General features: G+C 64.3%; 21 protein-coding genes. 9 read left to right on the top strand and 12 right to left on the bottom strand.

Going from position 1 to position 20,658, the window contains the following annotated elements; translation table 11 throughout:
* Position 1: 1 nt before the first annotated feature.
* Genes HU763_RS18945 through HU763_RS18935 form a run of 3 tightly spaced genes read right to left on the bottom strand, consistent with a single transcriptional unit; the run spans position 2 to position 1,459 of the window.
* Positions 2-484: an LEA/WHy family protein gene (locus HU763_RS18945; protein WP_186685089.1), complete on the bottom strand. Its 483-nt coding sequence runs from the start codon at positions 482-484 to the stop codon at positions 2-4.
* A 1-nt stretch (position 485) separates the two neighbouring features.
* On the bottom strand, positions 486-962 hold the full coding sequence (locus HU763_RS18940; RefSeq protein WP_170031859.1) for a YchJ family protein: 477 nt from the start codon (positions 960-962) through the stop codon (positions 486-488).
* A 2-nt stretch (positions 963-964) separates the two neighbouring features.
* Complete coding sequence (locus tag HU763_RS18935) at positions 965-1,459, bottom strand: DUF6231 family protein (RefSeq protein WP_186685086.1); 495 nt, start codon at positions 1,457-1,459, stop codon at positions 965-967.
* Between the two features lie 158 nt (positions 1,460-1,617).
* Between HU763_RS18935 and HU763_RS18930 the strand changes: the two genes are divergently transcribed.
* The 3 genes from HU763_RS18930 to HU763_RS18920 all read left to right on the top strand — a co-directional run bounded on the left by HU763_RS18930 (position 1,618) and on the right by HU763_RS18920 (position 3,555).
* Positions 1,618-2,310 (top strand): PA1041 family peptidoglycan-binding anchor lipoprotein, encoded by a 693-nt coding sequence (locus tag HU763_RS18930; protein WP_186685084.1) that lies wholly within the window; start codon positions 1,618-1,620, stop codon positions 2,308-2,310.
* A 218-nt stretch (positions 2,311-2,528) separates the two neighbouring features.
* Positions 2,529-2,804 (top strand): DUF1145 domain-containing protein, encoded by a 276-nt coding sequence (locus tag HU763_RS18925; RefSeq protein ID WP_170031852.1) that lies wholly within the window; start codon positions 2,529-2,531, stop codon positions 2,802-2,804.
* Positions 2,797-3,555, top strand: a complete 759-nt coding sequence (locus HU763_RS18920) for a collagen-like protein (protein WP_186685082.1) — start codon at positions 2,797-2,799, stop codon at positions 3,553-3,555. Before HU763_RS18925 ends, HU763_RS18920 begins: the two co-directional genes overlap by 8 nt.
* Before the next feature lie 147 nt (positions 3,556-3,702).
* Here HU763_RS18920 and HU763_RS18915 read toward each other — a convergent pair whose 3' ends face one another.
* On the bottom strand, positions 3,703-4,167 hold the full coding sequence (locus HU763_RS18915) for a CopD family protein (protein WP_186690489.1): 465 nt from the start codon (positions 4,165-4,167) through the stop codon (positions 3,703-3,705).
* Between the two features lie 98 nt (positions 4,168-4,265).
* Here HU763_RS18915 and dinG point away from each other — a divergent pair, with 98 nt between their 5' ends.
* The 5 genes from dinG to pdxH all read left to right on the top strand — a co-directional run bounded on the left by dinG (position 4,266) and on the right by pdxH (position 11,868).
* Entirely contained in the window at positions 4,266-6,410 is a 2,145-nt protein-coding gene (gene dinG, locus HU763_RS18910) for an ATP-dependent DNA helicase DinG (protein WP_186690487.1), read from the top strand.
* A 79-nt stretch (positions 6,411-6,489) separates the two neighbouring features.
* Positions 6,490-8,724 carry a beta-galactosidase gene (locus tag HU763_RS18905; protein ID WP_186690491.1) on the top strand — a complete coding sequence of 745 codons (2,235 nt, stop codon included), beginning with the start codon at positions 6,490-6,492 and terminating at the stop codon, positions 8,722-8,724.
* Positions 8,725-8,979: 255 nt separating this feature from the next.
* Complete coding sequence (locus HU763_RS18900; RefSeq protein WP_186690485.1) at positions 8,980-10,125, top strand: serine hydrolase domain-containing protein; 1,146 nt, start codon at positions 8,980-8,982, stop codon at positions 10,123-10,125.
* Positions 10,126-10,224: 99 nt separating this feature from the next.
* Entirely contained in the window at positions 10,225-11,202 is a 978-nt protein-coding gene (locus tag HU763_RS18895) for an OmpA family protein (protein WP_186690482.1), read from the top strand.
* A gap of 18 nt (positions 11,203-11,220) precedes the next feature.
* Positions 11,221-11,868: a pyridoxamine 5'-phosphate oxidase gene (pdxH, locus tag HU763_RS18890; RefSeq protein ID WP_186690481.1), complete on the top strand. Its 648-nt coding sequence runs from the start codon at positions 11,221-11,223 to the stop codon at positions 11,866-11,868.
* Positions 11,869-12,051: 183 nt separating this feature from the next.
* Here pdxH and HU763_RS18885 read toward each other — a convergent pair whose 3' ends face one another.
* A complete protein-coding gene (locus HU763_RS18885) occupies positions 12,052-12,285 on the bottom strand; it encodes a hypothetical protein (RefSeq protein ID WP_170031831.1) in 234 nt (77 codons plus the stop codon).
* A 146-nt stretch (positions 12,286-12,431) separates the two neighbouring features.
* On the opposite strand from HU763_RS18885, the gene HU763_RS18880 reads away from it, so the two are divergent.
* Complete coding sequence (locus HU763_RS18880; RefSeq protein WP_009684613.1) at positions 12,432-12,896, top strand: outer membrane lipoprotein; 465 nt, start codon at positions 12,432-12,434, stop codon at positions 12,894-12,896.
* A 70-nt stretch (positions 12,897-12,966) separates the two neighbouring features.
* Here HU763_RS18880 and nhaA read toward each other — a convergent pair whose 3' ends face one another.
* The 7 genes from nhaA to livH form a co-directional block, all read right to left on the bottom strand.
* A complete protein-coding gene (nhaA, locus tag HU763_RS18875) occupies positions 12,967-14,142 on the bottom strand; it encodes a Na+/H+ antiporter NhaA (protein ID WP_186690480.1) in 1,176 nt (391 codons plus the stop codon).
* Positions 14,143-14,392: 250 nt separating this feature from the next.
* Positions 14,393-16,000: an NAD(P)/FAD-dependent oxidoreductase gene (locus tag HU763_RS18870; protein WP_170031825.1), complete on the bottom strand. Its 1,608-nt coding sequence runs from the start codon at positions 15,998-16,000 to the stop codon at positions 14,393-14,395.
* A 103-nt stretch (positions 16,001-16,103) separates the two neighbouring features.
* Positions 16,104-16,778 carry a COG3650 family protein gene (locus HU763_RS18865; RefSeq protein ID WP_186690479.1) on the bottom strand — a complete coding sequence of 225 codons (675 nt, stop codon included), beginning with the start codon at positions 16,776-16,778 and terminating at the stop codon, positions 16,104-16,106.
* Positions 16,779-16,957: 179 nt separating this feature from the next.
* Positions 16,958-17,659 (bottom strand): ABC transporter ATP-binding protein, encoded by a 702-nt coding sequence (locus tag HU763_RS18860; RefSeq protein ID WP_013973921.1) that lies wholly within the window; start codon positions 17,657-17,659, stop codon positions 16,958-16,960.
* Entirely contained in the window at positions 17,660-18,427 is a 768-nt protein-coding gene (gene livG, locus HU763_RS18855; protein WP_114169627.1) for a high-affinity branched-chain amino acid ABC transporter ATP-binding protein LivG, read from the bottom strand.
* Positions 18,424-19,680: a high-affinity branched-chain amino acid ABC transporter permease LivM gene (locus tag HU763_RS18850; protein WP_186690477.1), complete on the bottom strand. Its 1,257-nt coding sequence runs from the start codon at positions 19,678-19,680 to the stop codon at positions 18,424-18,426. Before HU763_RS18850 ends, livG begins: the two co-directional genes overlap by 4 nt.
* Positions 19,677-20,600, bottom strand: a complete 924-nt coding sequence (livH, locus tag HU763_RS18845) for a high-affinity branched-chain amino acid ABC transporter permease LivH (protein WP_023379080.1) — start codon at positions 20,598-20,600, stop codon at positions 19,677-19,679. The genes HU763_RS18850 and livH overlap by 4 nt, the downstream gene beginning before the upstream one ends.
* Positions 20,601-20,658: the final 58 nt, after the last annotated feature.

The raw sequence follows: 20,658 nt of genomic DNA, 5'->3' as shown, positions 1-20,658 counted from the left end.
GTTACTCCGGGTGGTAATCGCCGGGGATTATCTCACCACTGCGCGACAAGTGCAGGTCCCGATGCATGAGCAAGCCGGTCGCCAGTTCGCCCTGCAGGCTGTAGTGCAGCGGCTCACCGCTCTTGAGCAGCTTGGCCAGTGGTTTCAGGTGCTGCCACAGGTTGGTTCGCGCGGTGATCTTGAAGGTACGCCGGGCATGCCCGCCGACACTGCGCCACAGGCTGGTTTCGTCCTGCACCAGCAGCAGGTCGTTGAGGCGTATGGCATAGGACAGGTTGCGGATGAACAGGCGGCTGTCATTCGGGTTGACGACCTGCAGGTGCAGCACGAACTCCTGTTCCAGCAACCTGGCCTTGACCGTCTCGACCTCGACCAGGTGCACCTCGGGTTCGCGCCAGTCATCGCCGCCCCAGCTGCTGCAGCCCGCCAGCAGGGCCAGGCAGGCGAGCAGCGGAGCGAGCAGCAGGCGGGCGGGGGCGATCATCTCAGCTACCTACGTAGCTGGCGCAGCATTTCTTGAACTTCTGGCCGCTGGCGCAGGGGCAGGGATCGTTGCGCCCGGCCTTGAGCCCGACCGTCGGATCGATGAAATACCAATGCCCGGCATGCTGGACGAAGGCCGAGCGTTCGCGGTGTTGGTGATCGCCATCCTGGTCGTGCCAGCGTGCGGTGAAGGTCACAAAGGCATGTTCAGGCTGGCCGCCCAGCACTTCTGCCGCTTCCACCTCCAGGCCCAGCCAGGTGCTCTGGGCACTCCAGGCGGCCATGGCGGCACGGTCCAGGCCGGCTTGCTGGGCCGGCAGGGTGGTGGCCACCAGGTAGTCGACCAGGCCCAGCACATAGGCACTGTAACGTGAGCGCATCAGCGCCTGGGCATCCGGCGCCGGGGTGCCGGCATGGTAGTGCCCGCAGCAGGCGTCGAGCAGGTTGCCACTGCCGCAAGGGCAGACCGAGACACTCATCATCACCACCAGTACTTGCCAAAGTTTTCCGGGTTGGCCCAGAACTTGGCATTGAGCCAGTCCGGTACCTGCTTGTAGTCATGTAGATCATAGGTGAACAGGCTCAGGACCTGCTCGTCCCGGCAGAATTTCTCGCTGGCCGACAGGGCCAGGGCAAAAAAGTCGGTGTCCTGCCAGCCGCAGGCGGCCAGGTCGGCCAGCACTGCAACCCGGCTGGCATTGAGGTTGCGCACCCCGCCGAGCAGTTCCAGGCCGGTGCGCTTGGGCAGATGCTCCAGGCAGTCCACCAGTAGCGCCAGGTCAAAGCGCTGCGCCGCCAGTTCGGCCGGCAGCGGGCCGGGGGCTGCGGTGGCGATGGTCACTTGCGGGTGGGCCTGGGCGAAGGCGTCCAGTGCCGGAAAGCGCGTGCCCACCAGCAGCAGGCGTTGCGGGGTGAAACGATCGAGCAGGGCAGCCAGGGCCTGCTGCGGGGTGCGCTGGGAAAAGCGGTCGTTCATTGCAAGTCCTCTTCAAGTCGTCCAAGACTAGCGGGCCACAGCGTATGGGCAAAGAGGCATGTGACCGCGTCGTGGCTTATTGCTGGCAGGGATGGCATGCGCGGTCTTTACTCCGAGAGATCGGCCTTATGCCGATTCCCCCTAGGAGAAGCAAAGAAATGAGCATAGTACGCACAGCGATACCCCTGGTCCTGCTCACCAGTGTGTTGACTGGTTGTGCAGGTTTGCAAAAGACCGACTGGCCGAAATGTGCTGCCGTCGGGGGTGTAGGCGGCGCTGCCTTGGGCGCCATCGAGAGTTCCAGCTGGGCTGGCTGGGGTGCCTTGGTGGGCGGTAGCCTGGCGGCAGGCTACTGCTGGGCCCATGGCGATGGCGACGAGGACGGCGACGGCGTGCCGGACAGCCGTGACAAGTGCCCCGGCACCCCGCGCGGCGTGCAGGTGGATGCCAACGGTTGCCCGCCTGAGCCGGCACCGGTGGTCGAGGAAGTGGTGGTGCAGAAGGAAGAAGTCATCGTCATCCGCGATGTGCACTTCGAATTCGATTCTGCGCGCCTGACCGCCAGCGACAAGGAGCGCCTCAACACCGTTGCCACCCGGCTCAAGCAGGAAGCACCGTCCGCCCGTCTGAGCGTCAGCGGTCACACCGACAGCGTCGGCTCCGACCAATACAACCAGAAGCTGTCCGAGCGGCGGGCCCACGCGGTGACCGATTATCTGGTCGAGAGCGGTGTGCCGCGCAGCAGCTTCGTGTCGGTGGTCGGTGCCGGTGAAACCCAGCCGGTGGCAGACAACGCCACGGCCGAGGGGCGTGCCATGAACCGCCGTACCGAAATCAAGATCCAGCGTTAGAGCGCCTGCGCCCGTGCCTTGAGCAGTGGCACGGGCGCGTCCCGCGGCGACAGCCGCTCGTGGCCAGCGGCACCGTCAGTGGCACGCCTGCAAGCGACGGATGGCGCGGCCTCTCCACCAAGCGGCGCTGGCGCCTGCCTTGGCATTGCAGTTAATGTGGTTCGCACGGCCCGCTCGAACGGGCGTCTCGACATAACAACAATCCATGGGGGCGGGATATGAAATTCATCCTGGGCCTGGGCAAGGTCCTGACGGTCGCATTCTGGGGCGTGGTGTTTTTCAATCAATTGATGCCGCAACCCTTGCCGTTCAATCTGCTGATCAATGCTGCGGGTATCGCCTTGCTCGGCCTGCACGTGCTCGAAGTGCTGTTCTTCAATGGCAGCCTGCGCGGGCGCAGCCATCGCTGGTTCGATCGGTTGCAGATCCTGCTGACGGGTATCTTCCATGTCATGTCCATCCCCCGTGCGCAGGAGGCGCCGCGAAATGCGTAATCTGATGTTGCTGGCCATGCTGGCCGTTCCCCTGGCCCAGGCCGAGAGCCTGGAGGTGGCAGCCAACTCCATGCTGCGCCTGCCAAACAAGTCGGCCACTGTGCATCTTGCGCAGTTGCGCGTGGCCGATGCCGCCACCCTGTTGTTGCCGGCCACGCTGGCGGAATTGAAGGTCGACCAGCTGCAGTTGGGGCGGGACGCGCGTATCGCCATTGCGCCGTCTGACAGCCCGTTGCTGATCGAGGCGCGCAGTGCACGGCTGGCCGAGGGCAGCGAATTCAGTGCGCCAGGCGCGGCGGGCACGTACCAGCGGGCCGCGCGTTCGGGGCGTAGCCTGGACCTCAAGCTGGCCGAACTGGATGCCGAGCGGCTGGCGATCGATGCCCGTGGTGGCACGGGTGCTCCCGGGTATGTGGGGCTCGATGGCGCCAACGGCCAGGCCGGCGGCTGTACCTGGGGCCAGGCCAGCCGTGGTGCCAATGGCGACGACGGCGGCAACGGCCAGGATGGTGCACCGGGTGGGCGCATTCGCCTGAGCGTGCCGCAGGGTTTCCCGCAGGAGCGCATCATGGTGCGCCTGGACGGCGGCGCAGCGGGCAAGGCCGGGGCGCCAGGCAAGGCAGGTAAGGGCGGGGCCAGCAAGGGCTGCCTGGTGTACAGCACCGAGGCCGGGGCCAATGGCCGCCCGGGGCAGCCGGGTCAGCCAGGGGCGCCGGGGGCGACCGGTGAGTTGATCCTGCAACGCCTGTAGAAGCCTTGCTGCATCCCCTTGTAGGAGCGGCCTTGTGTCGCGATGGGCTGCGCAGCAGCCCCCGATTTCAGCGTTTTTGCATTGATTTATGGGGCTGCTGCGCAGCCCATCGCGACACAAGGCCGCTCCTAACAGGGGGGCAACCCGTCAGGCCATCAGGCGCGAACTGGCCACGGCAACCACCGTCAGGCCCAGCAGCAGGTTGATCCCCACCATCCGCCGAATCCGCCCGAGTACCGCTGCACCCGTCGGCCAGTCCTCGGCCTGCACGGCTGCTTTCAGTTCCGGCAGCAGCAGCGCCTGGACGCGCATGAACAGGGCGAACATGGCGATGCCGCCACCCATCATCACCTGCACGTACTTGGGTGCGGTCTCGAAGCCGCTGAAGCGCATGTGCAACATGCCGATACCACTTATCGCCAGAATCGCCACGGCCAGCCAGACCCAGCCGAAGAAGCGTCGGAACACTTCCACCCACAAACGCAAGCGCGCAGGCCCTTCCAGGGCTGCAACCGTTGCCGGGCGCAGTACCAGCCAGGCGAAGAACATGCCGCCAACCCACACCAGGGCGGCTAATACATGCAATGTGTAGGGCAGGGCAAAGGCAAGCATCCGGATCTCCATGCGGCACAAAGGGCAAGAGCGGGGTATGATAGCCGCCCCATGCGAAACACTGAAAATATATCCAGCCCGGCGGGCGCCTGCAGACCATGATCAGCAACGAACTCAAAGCCACCATCCAGGGCGCCTATACGCGTTTTCTCGAAGCCAAGAGCCTCAAGCCGCGCTATGGCCAGCGTCTGATGATCGCCGAAGTGGCCAAGGTGCTCGGCGACATCGCCTGCGACGACGAAGGCCGTCGTGCTGGCGAACCGGCCGTGGTGGCGGTGGAGGCAGGCACCGGTACCGGCAAGACGGTGGCCTACAGCCTGGCCGCCATTCCGGCTGCCAAGGCCGCCGGCAAGCGCCTGGTGATCGCTACGGCGACCGTGGCGTTGCAGGAGCAGATCGTGTTCAAGGACCTGCCCGACCTGATGCGCAGCAGCGGGCTCAACTTCAGCTTCGCCCTGGCCAAGGGCCGCGGCCGCTACCTGTGCCTGTCCAAGCTCGACATCCTGCTGCAGGAAGGGCACGCCCAGTCGGCCACCGCCCAGCTGTTCGAGGAAGAAGGCTTCCGCATCGAAGTCGACGAGCGCAGCCAGAAGCTGTTCAACAGCATGATCGAGAAGCTTGCCGGCAACCGCTGGGACGGCGACCGCGACAGCTGGCCAGAAGCCCTGGAAGACCAGGACTGGGCACGCCTGACCACCGACCATAGCCAGTGCACCGGCCGCCATTGCCCGAACTTCCAGCAGTGCGTGTTCTACAAGGCGCGCGAAGGCATGGGCAAGGTCGATGTGATCGTCACCAACCATGACATGGTCCTGGCCGACCTGGCCCTGGGCGGCGGCGCGGTATTGCCCGACCCGCGCGATACCATGTACGTGTTCGACGAAGGCCACCACCTGCCAGACAAGGCCATTGGCCATTTCGCCCATTACTCGCGCCTGCGCTCCACCGCCGACTGGCTGGAGCAGACTGCCAAGAACCTGACCAAGCTGTTGGCCCAGCACCCGTTGCCCGGCGACCTGGGCAAGTACATCGAGCAGGTGCCCGAACTGGCGCGGGAGGTGCGCACCCAGCAGCAGTTCATGTTCACCCTGTGCGAGCAGGTGGCCGATTTCCGTCCCGGCGAGGACAACGAAGGCCGTGAGCGCCCGCGCTACCGTTTCGAAGGCGGCGTGGTGCCCGAGCAGATTCGCGAAGTGGGCATCGAGCTGAAAAAGGGCTTCGCCCGCCTCAACGACCTGTTCACCCGGCTGGCCGACCTGCTCAAGGAAGGCATGGACGGCGAGGTCAACATCGGTATCGCCAGCCACCAGGCCGAGGAGTGGTATCCGCTGTTCGGCAGTTTGGTCACCCGCGCCCAGGGCAACTGGGAACTGTGGACGGCGTTTACCGCCGAAGACCCCGAAGACAGCCCGCCCATGGCCCGCTGGCTGACCCTGGCCGAGAGCGGTGCACTGTTCGATATCGAGGTCAATGCCAGCCCCATCCTGGCCGCGGATATGCTTCGTCGCAGCCTGTGGAACGTTGCCCACGGCGCGTTGGTGACCTCCGCGACACTGACCGCGCTGGGCAAGTTCGACCGCTTCCGCATGCGCTCGGGCCTGCCGCGTGATGCGGTCACCTGCGTGGTGCCCAGCCCGTTCGTGCATGGCGATGCCGGCTTGCTGCGGGTCCCCGACCTCAAGGCCGACCCGCGCGATGCCACGGCGCACACCGCCGCGATCATCCGCGAGTTGCCGAGCATCGTCGAGGATGCCCGTGGTGCGCTGGTGCTGTTCTCCTCACGCAAGCAGATGCAGGATGTGTTCGATGGCCTCGACCGGGACTGGCGCAAACTGGTGCTGATCCAGGGCAACCTGTCCAAGCAGGAAACCCTGAACAAGCACAAGGCGCGGGTCGACGATGGCCAGCACAGTGTGCTGTTCGGCCTCGCCAGCTTTGCCGAGGGGGTCGATCTGCCGGGGGCGTACTGCGAACACGTGGTGATTGCCAAGATCCCCTTCGCCGTACCCGACGACCCGGTCGAAGCGGCACTGGCGGAGTGGATCGAGGCGCGTGGTGGCAACCCGTTCATGGAAATTGCGGTGCCCGATGCCTCGCTGCGGCTGATCCAGGCCTGTGGTCGCCTGCTGCGAACCGAACAGGATCGCGGCGTTATCACCTTGCTTGATCGGCGGCTGGTCACCCAGCGCTATGGCAAGGCTATTCTCAATGCGCTGCCGCCGTTCCGGCGGGAGATTGCCTGACTGCCGGAGCACTTGCTCCGGCGCGTTGTCCATCACTCAGTCGTGGGCCATGAAGGCCCTGAAGGAGAGCTTCAGCCTTATGGTCCGCCGCACCTTGCCCGCCGTTCTCGCCTTGTTGTTCAGCTCGCCCTTGCTGGCGGGGCAACAGACGCTCTTCAGCTTCGTGCGCCCAGCCTCGGTGGTCAATGTGCTGACCGAGGATGCCGGCATGCCCCAGTACAATGCGGAGCAGACGGCTGAAGGCGAAGTGTTGCGACGGGTGGTGTTCAACCCGGCCCAGCGGCCAACCCTGCGCCTGAGCCCGCAAAGCGGGGTGTGGGACTGGTCCGCTGGGCAGTTCCTGACCTTGCGCCTGCAAAGCGCAATGGACTGGGCGCTGACCGTGGATGTCACGGTGCAGGGCAGCGATGGCAGCGCGCTGACCAGCCGCATCGACTTGCCAGCCGGCCCTGCCCAGACCGTGATGGTACCGCTGACGGCCCGCTCGCCGCTCAGCCAGGGCATGCGCGCCGGCCCACCGATGCCCTGGAGCCATGATGGCCAGCGCTTGTTGCTGGCCAGCAGCGCCGGTGCGGTAGACCTCAAGCAGGTGGCCTCGGTCAGCCTGAGCATCCCCAGCCCCAAGGTGGCGCAGAGCTTGTTGATCGAGCGGGTTGGCATTCAGGATGACGACCAGGCTTATCAGGCGGCCTATCGTGAGCTGATCGATGCCTATGGCCAGTCCACGCGGGGCCATTGGCCAGAGAAAGTGGCTGACGACGAACAGCTCAAGGCAGCCGATACGCGTGAGCAGCAACAGCTCAAGGGCTGGCTGGCAGAACGTGGCAAACAGCAACTGGACGCCTACGGTGGCTTGCTGGCCGGGCCGGCGTTCGAGGCCAAAGGCTTCTTCCGTACGGAAAAGCGCGATGGCCGCTGGTACCTGGTGACACCGGAAGGGCACCCGTTCTACTCGTTGGGGGTGAATGCCGTGGCGGCGGATGGCGGGCGCACCTACGTCACCGGCCGCGAGGGCATGTTCAAGGCCTTGCCGGGCCAAGGTGATGCGCTGGCCGCCTTCTATGGCGAAGGCAACAACGACGACGGCAATGCCTCGTCACAAGGGCGCCACTTCAAGCAGGGGCGCTGGTTCGACTTCTATGCCGCCAACCTGCAGCGCACCTACGGCAAACCTTGCCCGCCGGCAGCAGGCGGGCAGCCGGCCAACTGCCCACCGCCAGCGCTGGATGCTGCCCGTTGGCAGGCGCACGCGCTCGACCGCCTGCAGGCCTGGGGTTTCAACACGCTCGGCAACTGGAGCGAGCCGGCCCTGGGCCAGGCCCGGCGCATGCCGTACACCTTGCCGCTGTCGATCGTGGGCGATTACGCCAGCATCAGCACCGGCATGGACTGGTGGGGCAGCATGCCCGACCCGTTCGACCCACGTTTTGCCATGGCCACCGAGCGCGCCGTGGCCATTGCCGCCCGCGATCACCGTGACGACCCCTGGCTGATCGGTTATTTCGCCGACAATGAACTGGCCTGGGCCGCCCCCGGCAGTGACCCCAAGGCACGCTACGGCCTGGCCTACGGCACGCTGCGCCTGACCACCGATGTGCCGGCCAAGCGCGCCTTCCTCAAGCAGTTGCGCGACAAGTACCGTAACCAGGAGGGGCTGTCCAAGGCTTGGGGCATCGAACTGAGCGCCTGGGAACTGATGGAGGATCCGGGCTTCGAAGCGCCGCTGCCCAACCCGGAGCACCCGGAAATCGAGCGTGACTACCAGTATTTCCAGCAGGTGTTTGCCGAAACCTACTTCAAGACGATTGCCGACTCGTTGAAGTGGCATGCGCCGAATCACCTGTTGCTGGGGGGGCGGTATGCGGTCAGCACGCCCGAGGCGGTCAAGGCCTGTGCCGAATTCTGCGATGTGCTCAGCTTCAACTTCTATACGCTCAAGCCGCAGGATGGCTACGACTTCGCCAGCCTGGCCGAGCTGGACAAGCCGGTGCTGGTGTCCGAGTTCCAGTTCGGCTCGCGTGACCGTGGGCCGTTCTGGCCGGGGCCGCTGGAGCTGGCTCGGGAAGAAGACCGTGGCCCGGCCTACGGCAATTTCCTCAAGGCGGCGCTGGCACAGCCGATGATCGTCGGCGCGCACTGGTTCCAGTATCTCGATCAGCCGGCCAGCGGGCGGTTGCTCGATGGCGAGAACGGCCATCTCGGGCTGGTAGCGATCACCGACATGCCTTATCCGGGGTTTGTCGAGGCCGTGCGCAAGAGCAACCTGCAGGCCATGGGCCAGCTGCGCGCCGAGCTGGAAAAGCCTGCCCCATAACTCAGACAGGCCTGTGTAGGAGCGGCCTTGTGTCGCGAAAGGGCCGCAAGGCGGCCCCGGCAATCTCGGCACCAACGCGGCACCCATGGCTGCTACGCAGCCCATCGCGACACCAGGCCGCTGCTCCTGGAGGGGACGTGGCGCGGCTGGTGGCACCATTCGTCGCGACCACCCAGCCCAAGCCAGTTTGCAAAACGCCAAACTACTGAAACAATGCACACCATTTTTCGGAAATGGTCGTACGGAGAACAGCGGGTGCAGATCCAGGGTCACTATGAGCTGAAGTTCGAAGCCGTGCGCGAGGCGTTCGCCGCGCTGTTCGATGATCCCCAGGAGCGTGGCGCCGCGCTGTGCATCCAGGTCGGTGGCGAAACCGTCGTCGACCTGTGGGCCGGCAGTGCCGACAAGGATGGCCAGCAGGCCTGGCACAGCGACACCATCGCCAACCTGTTCTCCTGTACCAAGACCTTCACTGCGGTTACTGCCCTGCAACTGGTCGGTGAGGGCAAGCTGGCCCTGGACGCTCCGGTGGCCAACTACTGGCCCGAGTTCGCCCAGGCCGGCAAACAGGCTATCACCCTGCGTCAGCTGCTCAGCCATCGTGCCGGCCTGCCGGCCATCCGCGAGTTGCTACCGGCCGAAGCCCTGTATGACTGGCAGGCCATGGTCGCTGCCCTGGCCGCCGAGACGCCCTGGTGGGCACCTGGCACCGAGCACGGCTATGCTGCCATCACCTACGGCTGGTTGATCGGCGAGCTGATCCGCCGCGCCGATGGTCGTGGCCCTGGCGACTCGATCGTGGCCCGTACTGCGCGCCCATTGGGGCTGGATTTCCATGTCGGCCTGGCCGACGAAGAATTTTACCGCGTGGCGCATATCGCCCGTGGCAAGGGCAACCCCGGGGATGCCGCGGCGCAGCGCCTGCTGCAGGTGACCATGCGCGAGCCAGAGGCGCTTTCGACCCGTGCCTTCACCAATCCGCCAGCCATCCTTACCAGCACCAACAAGCCGGAATGGCGGCGCATGCAGCAGCCTGCGGCCAACGGGCATGGCAACGCGCGCAGCCTGGCGGGCTTTTACGCCGGGCTGTTGGATGGCAGCCTGCTCGAATCCGAGCTGCTCGATGAACTGACCCGTGAGCACAGCCTCGGCCAGGACCGCACCTTGCTCACCCAGACCCGTTTTGGCCTGGGTTGCATGCTCGACCAGCCCGAGGTGGCCAATGCCACTTTCGGCCTCGGCGCGCGCGCCTTCGGCCACCCCGGTGCCGGCGGTTCGGTCGGTTTCGCCGACCCGGAGTACGATGTCGCCTTCGGCTTCGTGGTCAATACCCTTGGCCCATACGTGCTCATGGACCCACGGGCCCAGAAGCTGGTGCGCGTGCTCGCAGGCTGCCTTTGATCGGGTAATGCGGGTATTGCCGCATCCCTTTGACTATCCTCAATGCCAATGCCTGAAGTGTGTGGGCAAAATTTCTTTCTATTTCATGGTGTATCGCTGATGTCTTCACATAAAACCTTAGCACTCGCCCTGTGCCTGACCGCCGTTACCGGCTGCGCCAGTCACCCCCAGGACGCCTCGAAGGACAGCGGCTCGAGCTGGTGGCCCTTCGGTTCGGACAAGGTTGCCGAGCAGGAAGTGAAGCAAGCCGTTACTGAAAACGTGGCCAAGGCCGACGCCAAGTCCGAGAGCGCCAGCCGTTGGTGGTGGCCATTCGGTGGTGAGCAGAAGCAGGCCAAGGGGCCGGTGGTGCCCAAGATCGACGAGAAGGCCACCCAGGCCTGGCTGGACGAATACGAGCCCAAGCTGCGTGAAGCCATCAAGGGCAGCAAGCTGGAGCTTGAGCGCCGCGACAACGTGCTGGCCGTGACCCTCCCAGTGGACAGCTCATACAACCCTGACCGCCCGAGCATGCTGTTGCCGATGTCCTTGGGCCCGATTACCCGCGTGGCCAAGACCGTCGAAGGCGATGCCAAGACTGCCGTGCTGGTGCTCGGCCATGCCGACAGCAGCGGTGCCGCTGCGGCGAACCAGAAGCTCAGCCTGGAGCGCGCCGCTTCGGTGTCGGCCATCTTCCGCCTCAGCGGCCTGCAGCGTGACCGCCTGAACCTCAAGGGCATGGGCTCGGTCATGCCGCGCGCGGCCAATGACAGTGCCGAGGGCCGCGCCTTGAACCGTCGCGTGGAAATGCTGCTGACTCCGCAGAACACCATGGTTGCGCTGTTGGCCAAGTACCAGCAAGCCGCCCCGGCCCCGGCGCCAGCCTCGATGGTGGCGGTGCAGGACACCAAGGCCCCAGCCGCCAAGGCTGCCGACAGCAAGCCGGCGGCCAAGGCTGCGGCGAAGAAGCCTGCAGCCAAGGCCAAGGCGCCAGCCAAGACTGCGGCCAAGAAAAAAGCCGCCCCGGCCAAGCCCGTGGCCAAGAAAGCTACCGCTGACAAGAAAGTAGCTGCCAACAGCCCTGCGAAGACCAACTGATCGTCAAGGAACGCAGCAATGACCCAATCCCTGGCTGATATGCGCCGCGACTACACCCGAGATGGCCTGGCCGAAGCCCAGGCCCCGGCGGAGCCGTTCGCCCTGTTCCACCAGTGGTTCGCCGATGCGGTGAAAACCGAGCAGGTACCGGTAGAAGCCAATGCCATGACCCTGGCCACCGTCGATGCCGACGGCCGCCCCCATTGCCGCGTTTTGCTGCTCAAGGGGCTCGATGAGCGTGGTTTCACCTTTTTCACCAACTACGACAGCGCCAAGGGCCAGCAACTGCTGGCCAACCCCTACGCCGCCATGACCTTCTTCTGGCCGGCGCTGGAGCGTCAGGTGCGCATCGAAGGGCGGGTGGAAAAGGTCACGGCCGAGGAATCGGATGCCTACTACCAGGTGCGTCCATTGGGCAGCCGCCTGGGCGCTTGGGCCTCGCCGCAGAGCCGGGTGATTGCCGGCCGTGAGGAACTGGAAAGCCTGGTCAAGGCCACCGAGGCGCGCTTCTCCGATACCCAGCCGCATTGCCCGGAGCATTGGGGCGGGTACCGGTTGCTGCCGGAGCGGGTCGAGTTCTGGCAGGGCCGGGCCAGCCGCTTGCATGACCGGCTGAACTACCGCTTGGTCGATGGGCAATGGCTGCGCGAGCGCCTGGCGCCCTGACATTGCGGGGCCGCCTTGCGGCCCTTGCACACCACAGGCCGGGGTCGCACCCCAGCAACGGACGCGTTTGAGCTGCGCCCCAGATGATGAACAGGTGTCCAATATCTGGGGTGTAGCTCAGTTCCCTGTAGGAGCGGCCTTGTGTCGCGATGGGCTGCGCAGCAGCCCCGACAATCGATCAGACTACCCCGGATACCCCGCCGCCTCGCGCTCCAGCCACCCCGCCAACTGTTTGCGCCGCACCTTCTCCAGCCGCGCCTGTTCCAGCTTTTGCAGCATGTACGCCCGCTTGCCAGGGTCCGCCCCGGCTAGCGACAGCGCCAGGTCACGGTCCATCCAGCGGCGCATGCGCACATACAACCACCCGTGGAAATACAGCCCGGCAACGGTGGCAACCACGACGATGAAGTAATCCATGGCTATCCTTGGTCTCACTTGAAATGGCCTGATACAGCCAGGCAGGCTGTACCTCGGCTGAATGAAAGCAACTTTATTGCGTTTGTACCGTGACAGTCGTCAACGTGCAGCGTCTAATGAGCACCCGACTTATGGAGACTTTACCCATGCGTAAATCCGCTTTGCTGGTGGCGACCTTCACCACCATGTCGTTGTTGCTGGGTGGCTGTGCCTCGAGCCTGACCGGTGACAGCTACTCCCGTGATGAGGCCCGCCGCGTGCAGACCGTGCGCATGGGCACCATCGAATCCCTGCGCCCGGTCAAGATCGAGGGTACCAAGACCCCGATCGGCGGCGGCGCCGGTGCCATCGTCGGTGGCGTGGCCGGCAGCGCCGTGGGTGGCGGCCGTGGCAGCATCGTGGCTGCCGTGATTGGCGCTGTTGCCGGTGGCCTGGCCGGTTCCGCGGCCGAAGAAGGCCTGACCCGTACCCAGGGCGTGGAAATCACCGTGCGCGAGGACGATGGCAGCATGCGCGCCTATGTGCAGGCGGTGCAGGAGAACGAGATCTTCCGCGTTGGCGACCGCGTACGCATCATGACCGTCGACGGTACCAGCCGCGTCTCGCACTGACCGTAGCGCAACAAGAAAAAACCCCGACATGGCTGCACGCCAGTCGGGGTTTTTTCATGCCGTGGTCAGCTCAACCAGCGCTGGGCTTGCGGCTGGCCATGGCGGTTACGGCGTAGCCGAACACGGCGGCAAGGAACGAACCGGTGAGAATACCCATGCGGTCCATCCCGGCGAACTCGCTGCTGCCTGGGACAAAGGCGAGTGAGCCAACGAACAGGCTCATGGTGAAGCCGATACCACAGAGGATCGCCACGCCCAGCAATTGGCCCCAGCTGGCACCCGCAGGCAAAGCGGCCAGGCGCAGTTTGACCGCGACCCAGGTCAAGCCGAAGACGCCCACGGTCTTGCCCAGCAGCAGCCCGACGGCAATGCCCAGTGGCACAGGGTGGGTAAAGCTGTCCACACTCATGCCTGCCAGCGATACACCGGCATTGGCGAAGGCGAACAACGGCAGGATGGCGTAGGCGACCCACGGGTGCAGGGCATGTTCCAGGGCAAGCGATGGCGAGCGCTCGGCATGCCGAGTACGCAGCGGGATGCACAGCGCCAGGGCAACGCCAGCCAGGGTGGCATGCACGCCGCTTTTGAGCACGCAGACCCACAGGATCAGGCCAACGATCATGTAAGGCCCAAGCTTGACCACGCCAAGCCGGTTCAGCGCCACCAGTACCACCAGGCAGGCGGCGGCCAGCAACAGCGACAGGCTCGACAAGGTGCCTGAATAGAACAGGGCAATGACGATGATCGCGCCCAGGTCGTCGATGATCGCCAGGGTCATCAGGAACAGTTTCAGCGACACCGGCACGCGCTTGCCCAGCAGGGCCAGCACGCCGAGGGCGAAGGCGATGTCGGTGGCGGTGGGGATTGCCCAACCAGCCACGGCTGCGGGGTTGTCACGGTTGATGAACCAGTAGATCAGTGCCGGTATCACCATGCCGCCCACGGCAGCGGTGGCAGGCAAGATTACCTGGGACGGTTTCGACAGGTGGCCGTCGACCACCTCGCGCTTCACTTCCAGGCCGATCAGCAGGAAAAACAGCGCCATCAGGCCGTCGTTGATCCACAACAGCAATGGTTTGGCGATGTGCAACGCGCCGACCTGTACGGCGACAGGCACGTCGAGCAGGCCGCTGTACAGGTATGACAGCGGCGAATTGTTGATGACCAGGGCCAATATGGCCGCAGCGATCAGCAGCAGGCCGCTGGCGGCTTCGAGCTGGAGGAAACGGGCTAACAGGCTACGCACGGGCTATAGGCTCTCCATGGGCAGTTACGGATGGAAATGGCGTACACCCTAGCCTGTGAAGATATGCTTTAAAATAAAAACTATATTCTTTTTTGTTATATGTTGTTACTGGGCTGGGCTGGAGGAAGCCTAGATGCAGAATGGGAAATAGGGGGCAAGGGAAGTCTGATGTTTTCTCGGATTTTTCTTGCGCCTACAGGGCGGCTTTCGCGGTTTTGCCCGCGAAAGCGCCCTCACAGGCCATGAACCGTCAGAGGCCGAGCATATCCCGCGCCACCGCCTCGGCAATGCGAATACCATCGACGCCTGCCGACAGAATCCCGCCCGCGTACCCAGCCCCTTCACCCGCCGGGAACAGCCCCTTGAGGTTCAGGCTCTGGAAGTCCTCACCGCGGGTGATGCGCAATGGCGACGAGGTACGTGTCTCGATCCCGGTCAACACCGCATCGTGCAGGTTGTAGCCCTTGATCTGCCGGTCGAACGCCGGCAATGCCTCGCGGATCGCCTCGATGGCGAAGTCTGGCAGGCTCGGCGCCAGGTCGCCCAGGGTCACGCCTGGCTTGTAGGACGGCTCGACACTGCCCAGCGCGGTCGAGGGCCGGCCGGCGACGAAGTCACCCACCAGTTGTGCCGGGGCCTGGTAGTTGCTGCCGCCCATCACATAGGCATGGGCTTCCAGGCGTTCCTGCAGTTCGATGCCGGCCAGCGGGCCGCCGGGGTAGTCGCGTTCGGGGTCGATGCCGACGACGATACCGGAGTTGGCATTGCGCTCGTTGCGTGAGTACTGGCTCATGCCGTTGGTGACCACCCGGCCTGGTTCGCTGGTGGCGGCGACCACGGTGCCGCCTGGGCACATGCAGAAGCTGTACACCGAACGGCCATTGCTGGCGTGGTACACCAGCTTGTAATCGGCAGCACCGAGTTTCGGGTGGCCGGCGTATTTGCCCAGGCGCGCCTTGTCGATCAGGGTTTGCGGGTGCTCGATACGGAAGCCCACCGAGAACGGCTTGGCTTCCATGTATACGCCCTTGGCGTGCAGCATGCGGAAGGTGTCGCGGGCACTGTGGCCGAGGGCCAACACCACGTGGCGCGAGTGCAGTTGCTCACCGCTCTCCAGCACCACGCCGGTCAGTTGGCCGTCGTCGATCAGCAGGTCGGTGACCTTCTGCTGGAAGCGTACTTCAGCGCCCAGGGCGATCATGTCCTGGCGCATCTGCTCGACCATGCCGGTCAGGCGGAAGGTACCGATGTGCGGCTTGTTGATGTACAGGATTTCGTCCGGCGCACCGGCCTTGACGAACTCTTCCAGCACTTTGCGGCCGTGGTGTTGCGGGTCCTTGATCTGGCTGTACAGCTTGCCATCGGAGAAGGTCCCGGCGCCGCCTTCGCCGAACTGCACGTTGGACTCGGGGTTGAGCACGCTCTTGCGCCACAGGCCCCAGGTGTCCTTGGTGCGCTGGCGCACTTCCTTGCCACGTTCGAGGATGATCGGCTTGAAGCCCATCTGCGCCAGCAGCAGGCCGGCGAAGATGCCGCACGGGCCGAAGCCGACCACGATCGGGCGTTCCTGCAGGTTGGCCGGGGCCTGGCCGACGAACTTGTAGGTCACGTCGGGCGCCGGGCCAATGTTGCGATCGTCGGCGAACTTGCTGAGCAGCTCGGCTTCGTTGCTGGCTTCCAGGTCGATGGTGTAGATGAACAGCAGCTCGCTGTTCTTCTTGCGCGCATCGTAGCTGCGCTTGAACAGGTTGAAGCTGAGCAGTTGCTCGTCGCGAATGCCCAGGCGCTGGACGATGGCTTCACGCAGGGCTTCGTCGGGATGGTCCAGGGGCAGCTTCAGTTCGGTGATTCGTAGCATGGCAGGGTCCAGTATCCCGGCCATGGGCGGCCGGCGGCTTTACACAAACCGCCAAGTATAAGCTGTTCGCAACCCCGACTGGCAGGATAAAAGTGCCCGGCGATCAGTTGTCGCGTGCGCCGCCGTAGTAACCGCAGCCCTGCAGGGTGTTGCCGTCGATGCGCAGTTCGGTGCGCAGGTGATAGATGGCGCCGGTGGCGCTGTCCACGCAGCGTTGCGGCGCGGCCCAGAGTTCCACGTGCTGGCCGTTGGCTTCGCTGGTCAGGGTCAGGCCGCCACCGGGCACTTGCTCTTCGAGGAACGGCAGGGGCAGGGGGGGCTGACCGATGCGGTTGAGCACCATGCCCTTGCCGCTGGCCTTGATGTCCCAGCCCGGCTCATGGCCGTTGGCACGCAGGGTCAACTGTTTGAAGTTGGGGTCTTCACAGGCGCGGATGGACGGTTCCAGGCGATACAGCTGGCGTACTTCCAGCTGGCCGTCGGTGCTGGCCTGCTTGCTGCCGGTGAGGCGACCGCGGACATCGGCGAACAGTTTGTCGTTGGCGTCCTTGGCCAGGTTGGCGGCTTCTTGCAGGATGCCAGTGGCGGCGACGTCGTTGATCACGAAGGTGCGGCTTTCGCTGCATGGCTTGAACAGCAGCTGGCCACCGGCGGCACGCAGTTCGCCCTGCATGCGCGTGGTGCCGATGTTCGGGTCGCTGGGGGCGTCGGCCATGAGCTGGCAACCACCGAACAAGGGCAACAGAGCGGTGAGTAGCAGGGTGGGAGTGAGGCGCATGGGGCGGGCTCCGGAGAATCTTTGCCAAAGAGCTGGCCACGTTACTCAGGCTCGGTGTGGATCACAAGCCTTTGGTAAACCTGTGCCGGCCTCTTCGCGGGTAAGCCCGCGAAGAGGCCGGCACAGGCGATACAAAATCCGGCAGGCAGAAAAAAGGGTCCGAAGGCCCTTTTTCCCGATCAACCCCCCAGATACGCGTCGCGCACCTTCGGGTCTGTCAGCAGTGCCTCACCGGTGCCTTGCATCACGACCCGGCCGTTCTCCAGCACATAGGCCCGGTCAGCGATCTTCAGCGCCTGGTTGGCGTTCTGCTCCACCAGGAACACGGTCACGCCATCACGGCGCAATTGTTCGATGATGTCGAAGATCTGCTGGATGATGATCGGCGCCAGGCCCAGCGAGGGCTCGTCGAGCAGCAGCAGCTTGGGCTTGCTCATCAGCGCCCGGCCAATGGCGAGCATCTGCTGCTCGCCACCGGACATGGTGCCGCCACGCTGGATATAACGCTCCTTCAGGCGCGGGAACAGCTGCAGCACCTTGTCCAGCTGCTCCTGGTAATCGCCCTTGTCGGTGAAGAAGCCACCCATCGCGAGGTTTTCCTCGACGGTCAGGCGCGAGAACACACGGCGGCCTTCCGGCACCACCGCGATGCTCTTGCGCATGATGTGCGAGGATGGCTGGCCAACCAGTTCTTCACCCAGGTACTTGATGCTGCCGCTATGCGCCTGCGGTGAGCCGCACAGGGTCATCAGCAAGGTCGACTTGCCAGCACCGTTGGCACCGATCAGGGTGACGATCTCGCCCTGGTTGATTTCCACGTTGACGCTGTGCAGCGCCTGGATCTTGCCGTAGAAGGTAGAAACGTTCTCGAACTTCAGCATTTACGCTTCCCCCAGGTAGGCTTTGATCACTTCAGGGTTGTCGCGGATTTCCTCCGGGGTGCCGTGGGCGAGGGGGGTGCCCTGGTTGATCACGACGATGTGGTCGGAAATGCTCATCACCAGCTTCATGTCGTGCTCGATCAGCAGCACGGTGACGTTGTGAGACTCACGCAGGTACGCGATCAAGGCCTTGAGGTCTTCGGTTTCCTTGGGGTTCAGGCCAGCTGCAGGCTCGTCGAGCATGATGATCCGCGGTTGGGTCATCATGCAGCGGGCGATTTCCAGGCGACGCTGCTGGCCGTAGGCGAGGGTGCCGGCGGTACGGTTGGCGAATTCAGTCAGGTTGACCTTTTCCAGCCAGTACTGCGCGCGTTCCATGGCCTCCTTCTCACTGCGGCGGAAGCTCGGGGTCTTGAACAGGCCGGCGAAGAAGTTGGTGTTCAGGTGACGGTGCTGGGCAATCAGCAGGTTTTCCAGTGCGGTCATTTCCTTGAACAGGCGCACGTTCTGGAAAGTCCGCACCACGCCCTTGCGGGCGATCTGGTGGCCGGCCAGGCCCTGGATCGGCTGGCCGTCGAGCAGGATGGTGCCGCCGCTGGGCTTGTAGAAGCCGGTCAGGCAGTTGAACACCGTGGTCTTGCCGGCGCCGTTCGGGCCGATCAGTGCCACCACCTGTTTTTCCTTGACGGTCAGGCCCACGCCATTGACCGCCAACAAGCCGCCGAAGCGCATGCTCAGGCCGCTGACTTGCAGAATTTCACGGCTCATCGATGCAGCTCCATGTGTGGTCGTTGCATAGGCAGCAAGCCTTGCGGACGCCAGATCATCATCAACACCATCAGCGCACCGAACATCAGCATCCGGTATTCGCTGAACTCACGCATCAGCTCTGGCAGCAGGATCATCACGATGGCCGCGAGAATCACGCCCAGCTGTGAACCCATGCCGCCGAGCACGACGATGGCGAGGATGATCGCCGACTCGATGAAGGTGAACGACTCCGGCGTCACCAGGCCTTGGCGCGCGGCGAAGAAGCTGCCGGCGAAACCGGCGAAGCAGGCACCCAGGGTGAAGGCCGAAAGCTTGATCACGGTCGGGTTCAGGCCCAGGGCACGGCAGGCGATCTCGTCTTCGCGCAGGGCTTCCCAGGCGCGGCCGATCGGCATGCGCAGCAGGCGGTTGATCACGAACAGCGCCAGCAGGGCCAGCAGCAGGGCCACCAGGTAGAGGAAGATGACCTTGTTGATCGAGTTGTATTCCAGCCCGAAGAACTCATGGAAGGTCTGCATGCCCTCGGCGGCACGGCGTTCGAAGGTCAGGCCGAAGAACTCCGGCTTGGGGATGTTGCTGATGCCGTTGGGGCCGCCGGTCCAGTCGGTGAGGTTGCGCAGGAACAGGCGGATGATCTCGCCGAAGCCGAGGGTCACGATCGCCAGGTAGTCACCGCGCAGGCGCAGCACCGGGAAGCCGAGCAGGAAGCCGAAGGTGGCGGCCATCAGGCCGGCGATCGGCAGGCATACCCAGAAGCTCCAGCCCAGGTAGTGCGAGAGCATCGCGTAGCTGTAGGCACCGACGGCGTAGAAACCGACGTAGCCGAGGTCGAGCAGGCCGGCCAGGCCGACCACGATGTTCAGGCCCAGGCCCAGCAGCACGTAGATCAGGATCAGCGTGGCGATGTCCACCGCACCGCGCGAGCCAAAGAATGGCCAGACCAGGGCCGCGACGATCAGGCCCATGATCACGTAGCGCTGGGTTTTCGGCAGGGTCAGGTAGTTGCTGACGGCTGGCGGGATCAGCTTGCGCTCCGAGCGGCGGCCCATCACCGCGCTCCACTGCCTGTCGAACAGCACGCGCAGGAACATCAGCAGCGAACACACGGCGATGATACTGATGGTGAACGACCCTTGGCTGTGCACCGCCAGGCTGATGCCGTCGATGCTCAGTTTCAGGCCCAGCACCGGGAAGGCCACGGCCCATACCAGCAAGGCGCTGAAGAACGCCTGTTTGAGATTTCTGTTCATACTTTTTCAACCTCCGGGCGGCCCAGGATGCCGGTCGGCCGGAATAGCAGGACAAGAACCAACAAGCCGAATGCCACCACGTCCTTGTACTGGTCGCCGAAGATATCGGCACCGAACGCTTCGGCCACGCCCAGCACCAGCCCGCCGAGCATGGCGCCCGGGATGCTGCCGATGCCACCCAGCACCGCCGCGGTGAAGGCCTTCAGGCCCACCAGGAAACCGGCGTTGGGGTTGATCACCCCGTACTGCATGCTCAGCAGCACGGCCGCCACCGCCGCCAGGGCGGCACCGATGACGAAGGTGAGGGCGATGATGTTGTTGGTGTTGATGCCCAGCAGGTTGGCCATCTTGATGTCCTCGGCACAGGCGCGGCAGGCACGGCCCAAGCGGGAACGGGAGATGAACAGGGTGAGGCAGGTCATGGCCACCAGGGTGACCACGAACACCAGGATCTGCATGTAGGAAACCAGAACTTCTTCCGCACCGCCCGGCCCGAACGAGAAGCTTCCGGGGATCAGGTTGGGGATGGACTTGTCCTTGGAGTCTTGCGACAGCAAGACGGTGTTCTGCAGGAAGATCGACATGCCGATGGCGGAAATCAGCGGGATCAGGCGGTTGCTGTTGCGCAGGGGGCGGTAGGCAACCCGTTCGATGCTGTAGCCATAGGCACTGGTAACGAAGATCGTCGCGACGAAGGCAACGGTCATCAGGATCGGCAGCGAATGGATACCCATCATGGCCAGGCCCGCCAGGGCGATGAAGGCCACATAGGAACCGATCATGTACACCTCGCCGTGGGCGAAGTTGATCATGCCAATGATGCCGTACACCATCGTGTAGCCGATGGCGATCAAGGCATAGGTGCTGCCAATGGTCAATCCATTAACCAGTTGTTGGAAGAAATGGTAGATCTCAGGCATTACAGCGCTCCTAAAAACCTGATTTGCATTTCGCTGGCGGGGGTACGGCCAGGAAACC

This window comes from Pseudomonas anuradhapurensis (genome assembly GCF_014269225.2).
GTDB classification, from domain to species: domain Bacteria; phylum Pseudomonadota; class Gammaproteobacteria; order Pseudomonadales; family Pseudomonadaceae; genus Aquipseudomonas; species Aquipseudomonas anuradhapurensis.
Note: the sequence above shows the minus strand (reverse complement) of the source record. Positions and strands in the feature narration are given on the sequence as shown.

What these genes read in the sequence shown, in the direction of transcription:
- HU763_RS18945 (WP_186685089.1), bottom strand. Translation starts at nt 484, where the DNA reads ATGATCGCCCCCGCCCGCCTGCTGCTCGCTCCGCTGCTCGCCTGCCTG.
- HU763_RS18940 (WP_170031859.1), bottom strand. Translation starts at nt 962, where the DNA reads ATGAGTGTCTCGGTCTGCCCTTGCGGCAGTGGCAACCTGCTCGACGCC.
- HU763_RS18935 (WP_186685086.1), bottom strand. Translation starts at nt 1,459, where the DNA reads ATGAACGACCGCTTTTCCCAGCGCACCCCGCAGCAGGCCCTGGCTGCC.
- HU763_RS18930 (WP_186685084.1), top strand. Translation starts at nt 1,618, where the DNA reads ATGAGCATAGTACGCACAGCGATACCCCTGGTCCTGCTCACCAGTGTG.
- HU763_RS18925 (WP_170031852.1), top strand. Translation starts at nt 2,529, where the DNA reads ATGAAATTCATCCTGGGCCTGGGCAAGGTCCTGACGGTCGCATTCTGG.
- HU763_RS18920 (WP_186685082.1), top strand. Translation starts at nt 2,797, where the DNA reads ATGCGTAATCTGATGTTGCTGGCCATGCTGGCCGTTCCCCTGGCCCAG.
- HU763_RS18915 (WP_186690489.1), bottom strand. Translation starts at nt 4,167, where the DNA reads ATGCTTGCCTTTGCCCTGCCCTACACATTGCATGTATTAGCCGCCCTG.
- dinG (WP_186690487.1), top strand. Translation starts at nt 4,266, where the DNA reads ATGATCAGCAACGAACTCAAAGCCACCATCCAGGGCGCCTATACGCGT.
- HU763_RS18905 (WP_186690491.1), top strand. Translation starts at nt 6,490, where the DNA reads ATGGTCCGCCGCACCTTGCCCGCCGTTCTCGCCTTGTTGTTCAGCTCG.
- HU763_RS18895 (WP_186690482.1), top strand. Translation starts at nt 10,225, where the DNA reads ATGTCTTCACATAAAACCTTAGCACTCGCCCTGTGCCTGACCGCCGTT.
- pdxH (WP_186690481.1), top strand. Translation starts at nt 11,221, where the DNA reads ATGACCCAATCCCTGGCTGATATGCGCCGCGACTACACCCGAGATGGC.
- HU763_RS18885 (WP_170031831.1), bottom strand. Translation starts at nt 12,285, where the DNA reads ATGGATTACTTCATCGTCGTGGTTGCCACCGTTGCCGGGCTGTATTTC.
- HU763_RS18880 (WP_009684613.1), top strand. Translation starts at nt 12,432, where the DNA reads ATGCGTAAATCCGCTTTGCTGGTGGCGACCTTCACCACCATGTCGTTG.
- HU763_RS18870 (WP_170031825.1), bottom strand. Translation starts at nt 16,000, where the DNA reads ATGCTACGAATCACCGAACTGAAGCTGCCCCTGGACCATCCCGACGAA.
- HU763_RS18865 (WP_186690479.1), bottom strand. Translation starts at nt 16,778, where the DNA reads ATGCGCCTCACTCCCACCCTGCTACTCACCGCTCTGTTGCCCTTGTTC.
- HU763_RS18860 (WP_013973921.1), bottom strand. Translation starts at nt 17,659, where the DNA reads ATGCTGAAGTTCGAGAACGTTTCTACCTTCTACGGCAAGATCCAGGCG.
- livG (WP_114169627.1), bottom strand. Translation starts at nt 18,427, where the DNA reads ATGAGCCGTGAAATTCTGCAAGTCAGCGGCCTGAGCATGCGCTTCGGC.
- HU763_RS18850 (WP_186690477.1), bottom strand. Translation starts at nt 19,680, where the DNA reads ATGAACAGAAATCTCAAACAGGCGTTCTTCAGCGCCTTGCTGGTATGG.
- livH (WP_023379080.1), bottom strand. Translation starts at nt 20,600, where the DNA reads ATGCCTGAGATCTACCATTTCTTCCAACAACTGGTTAATGGATTGACC.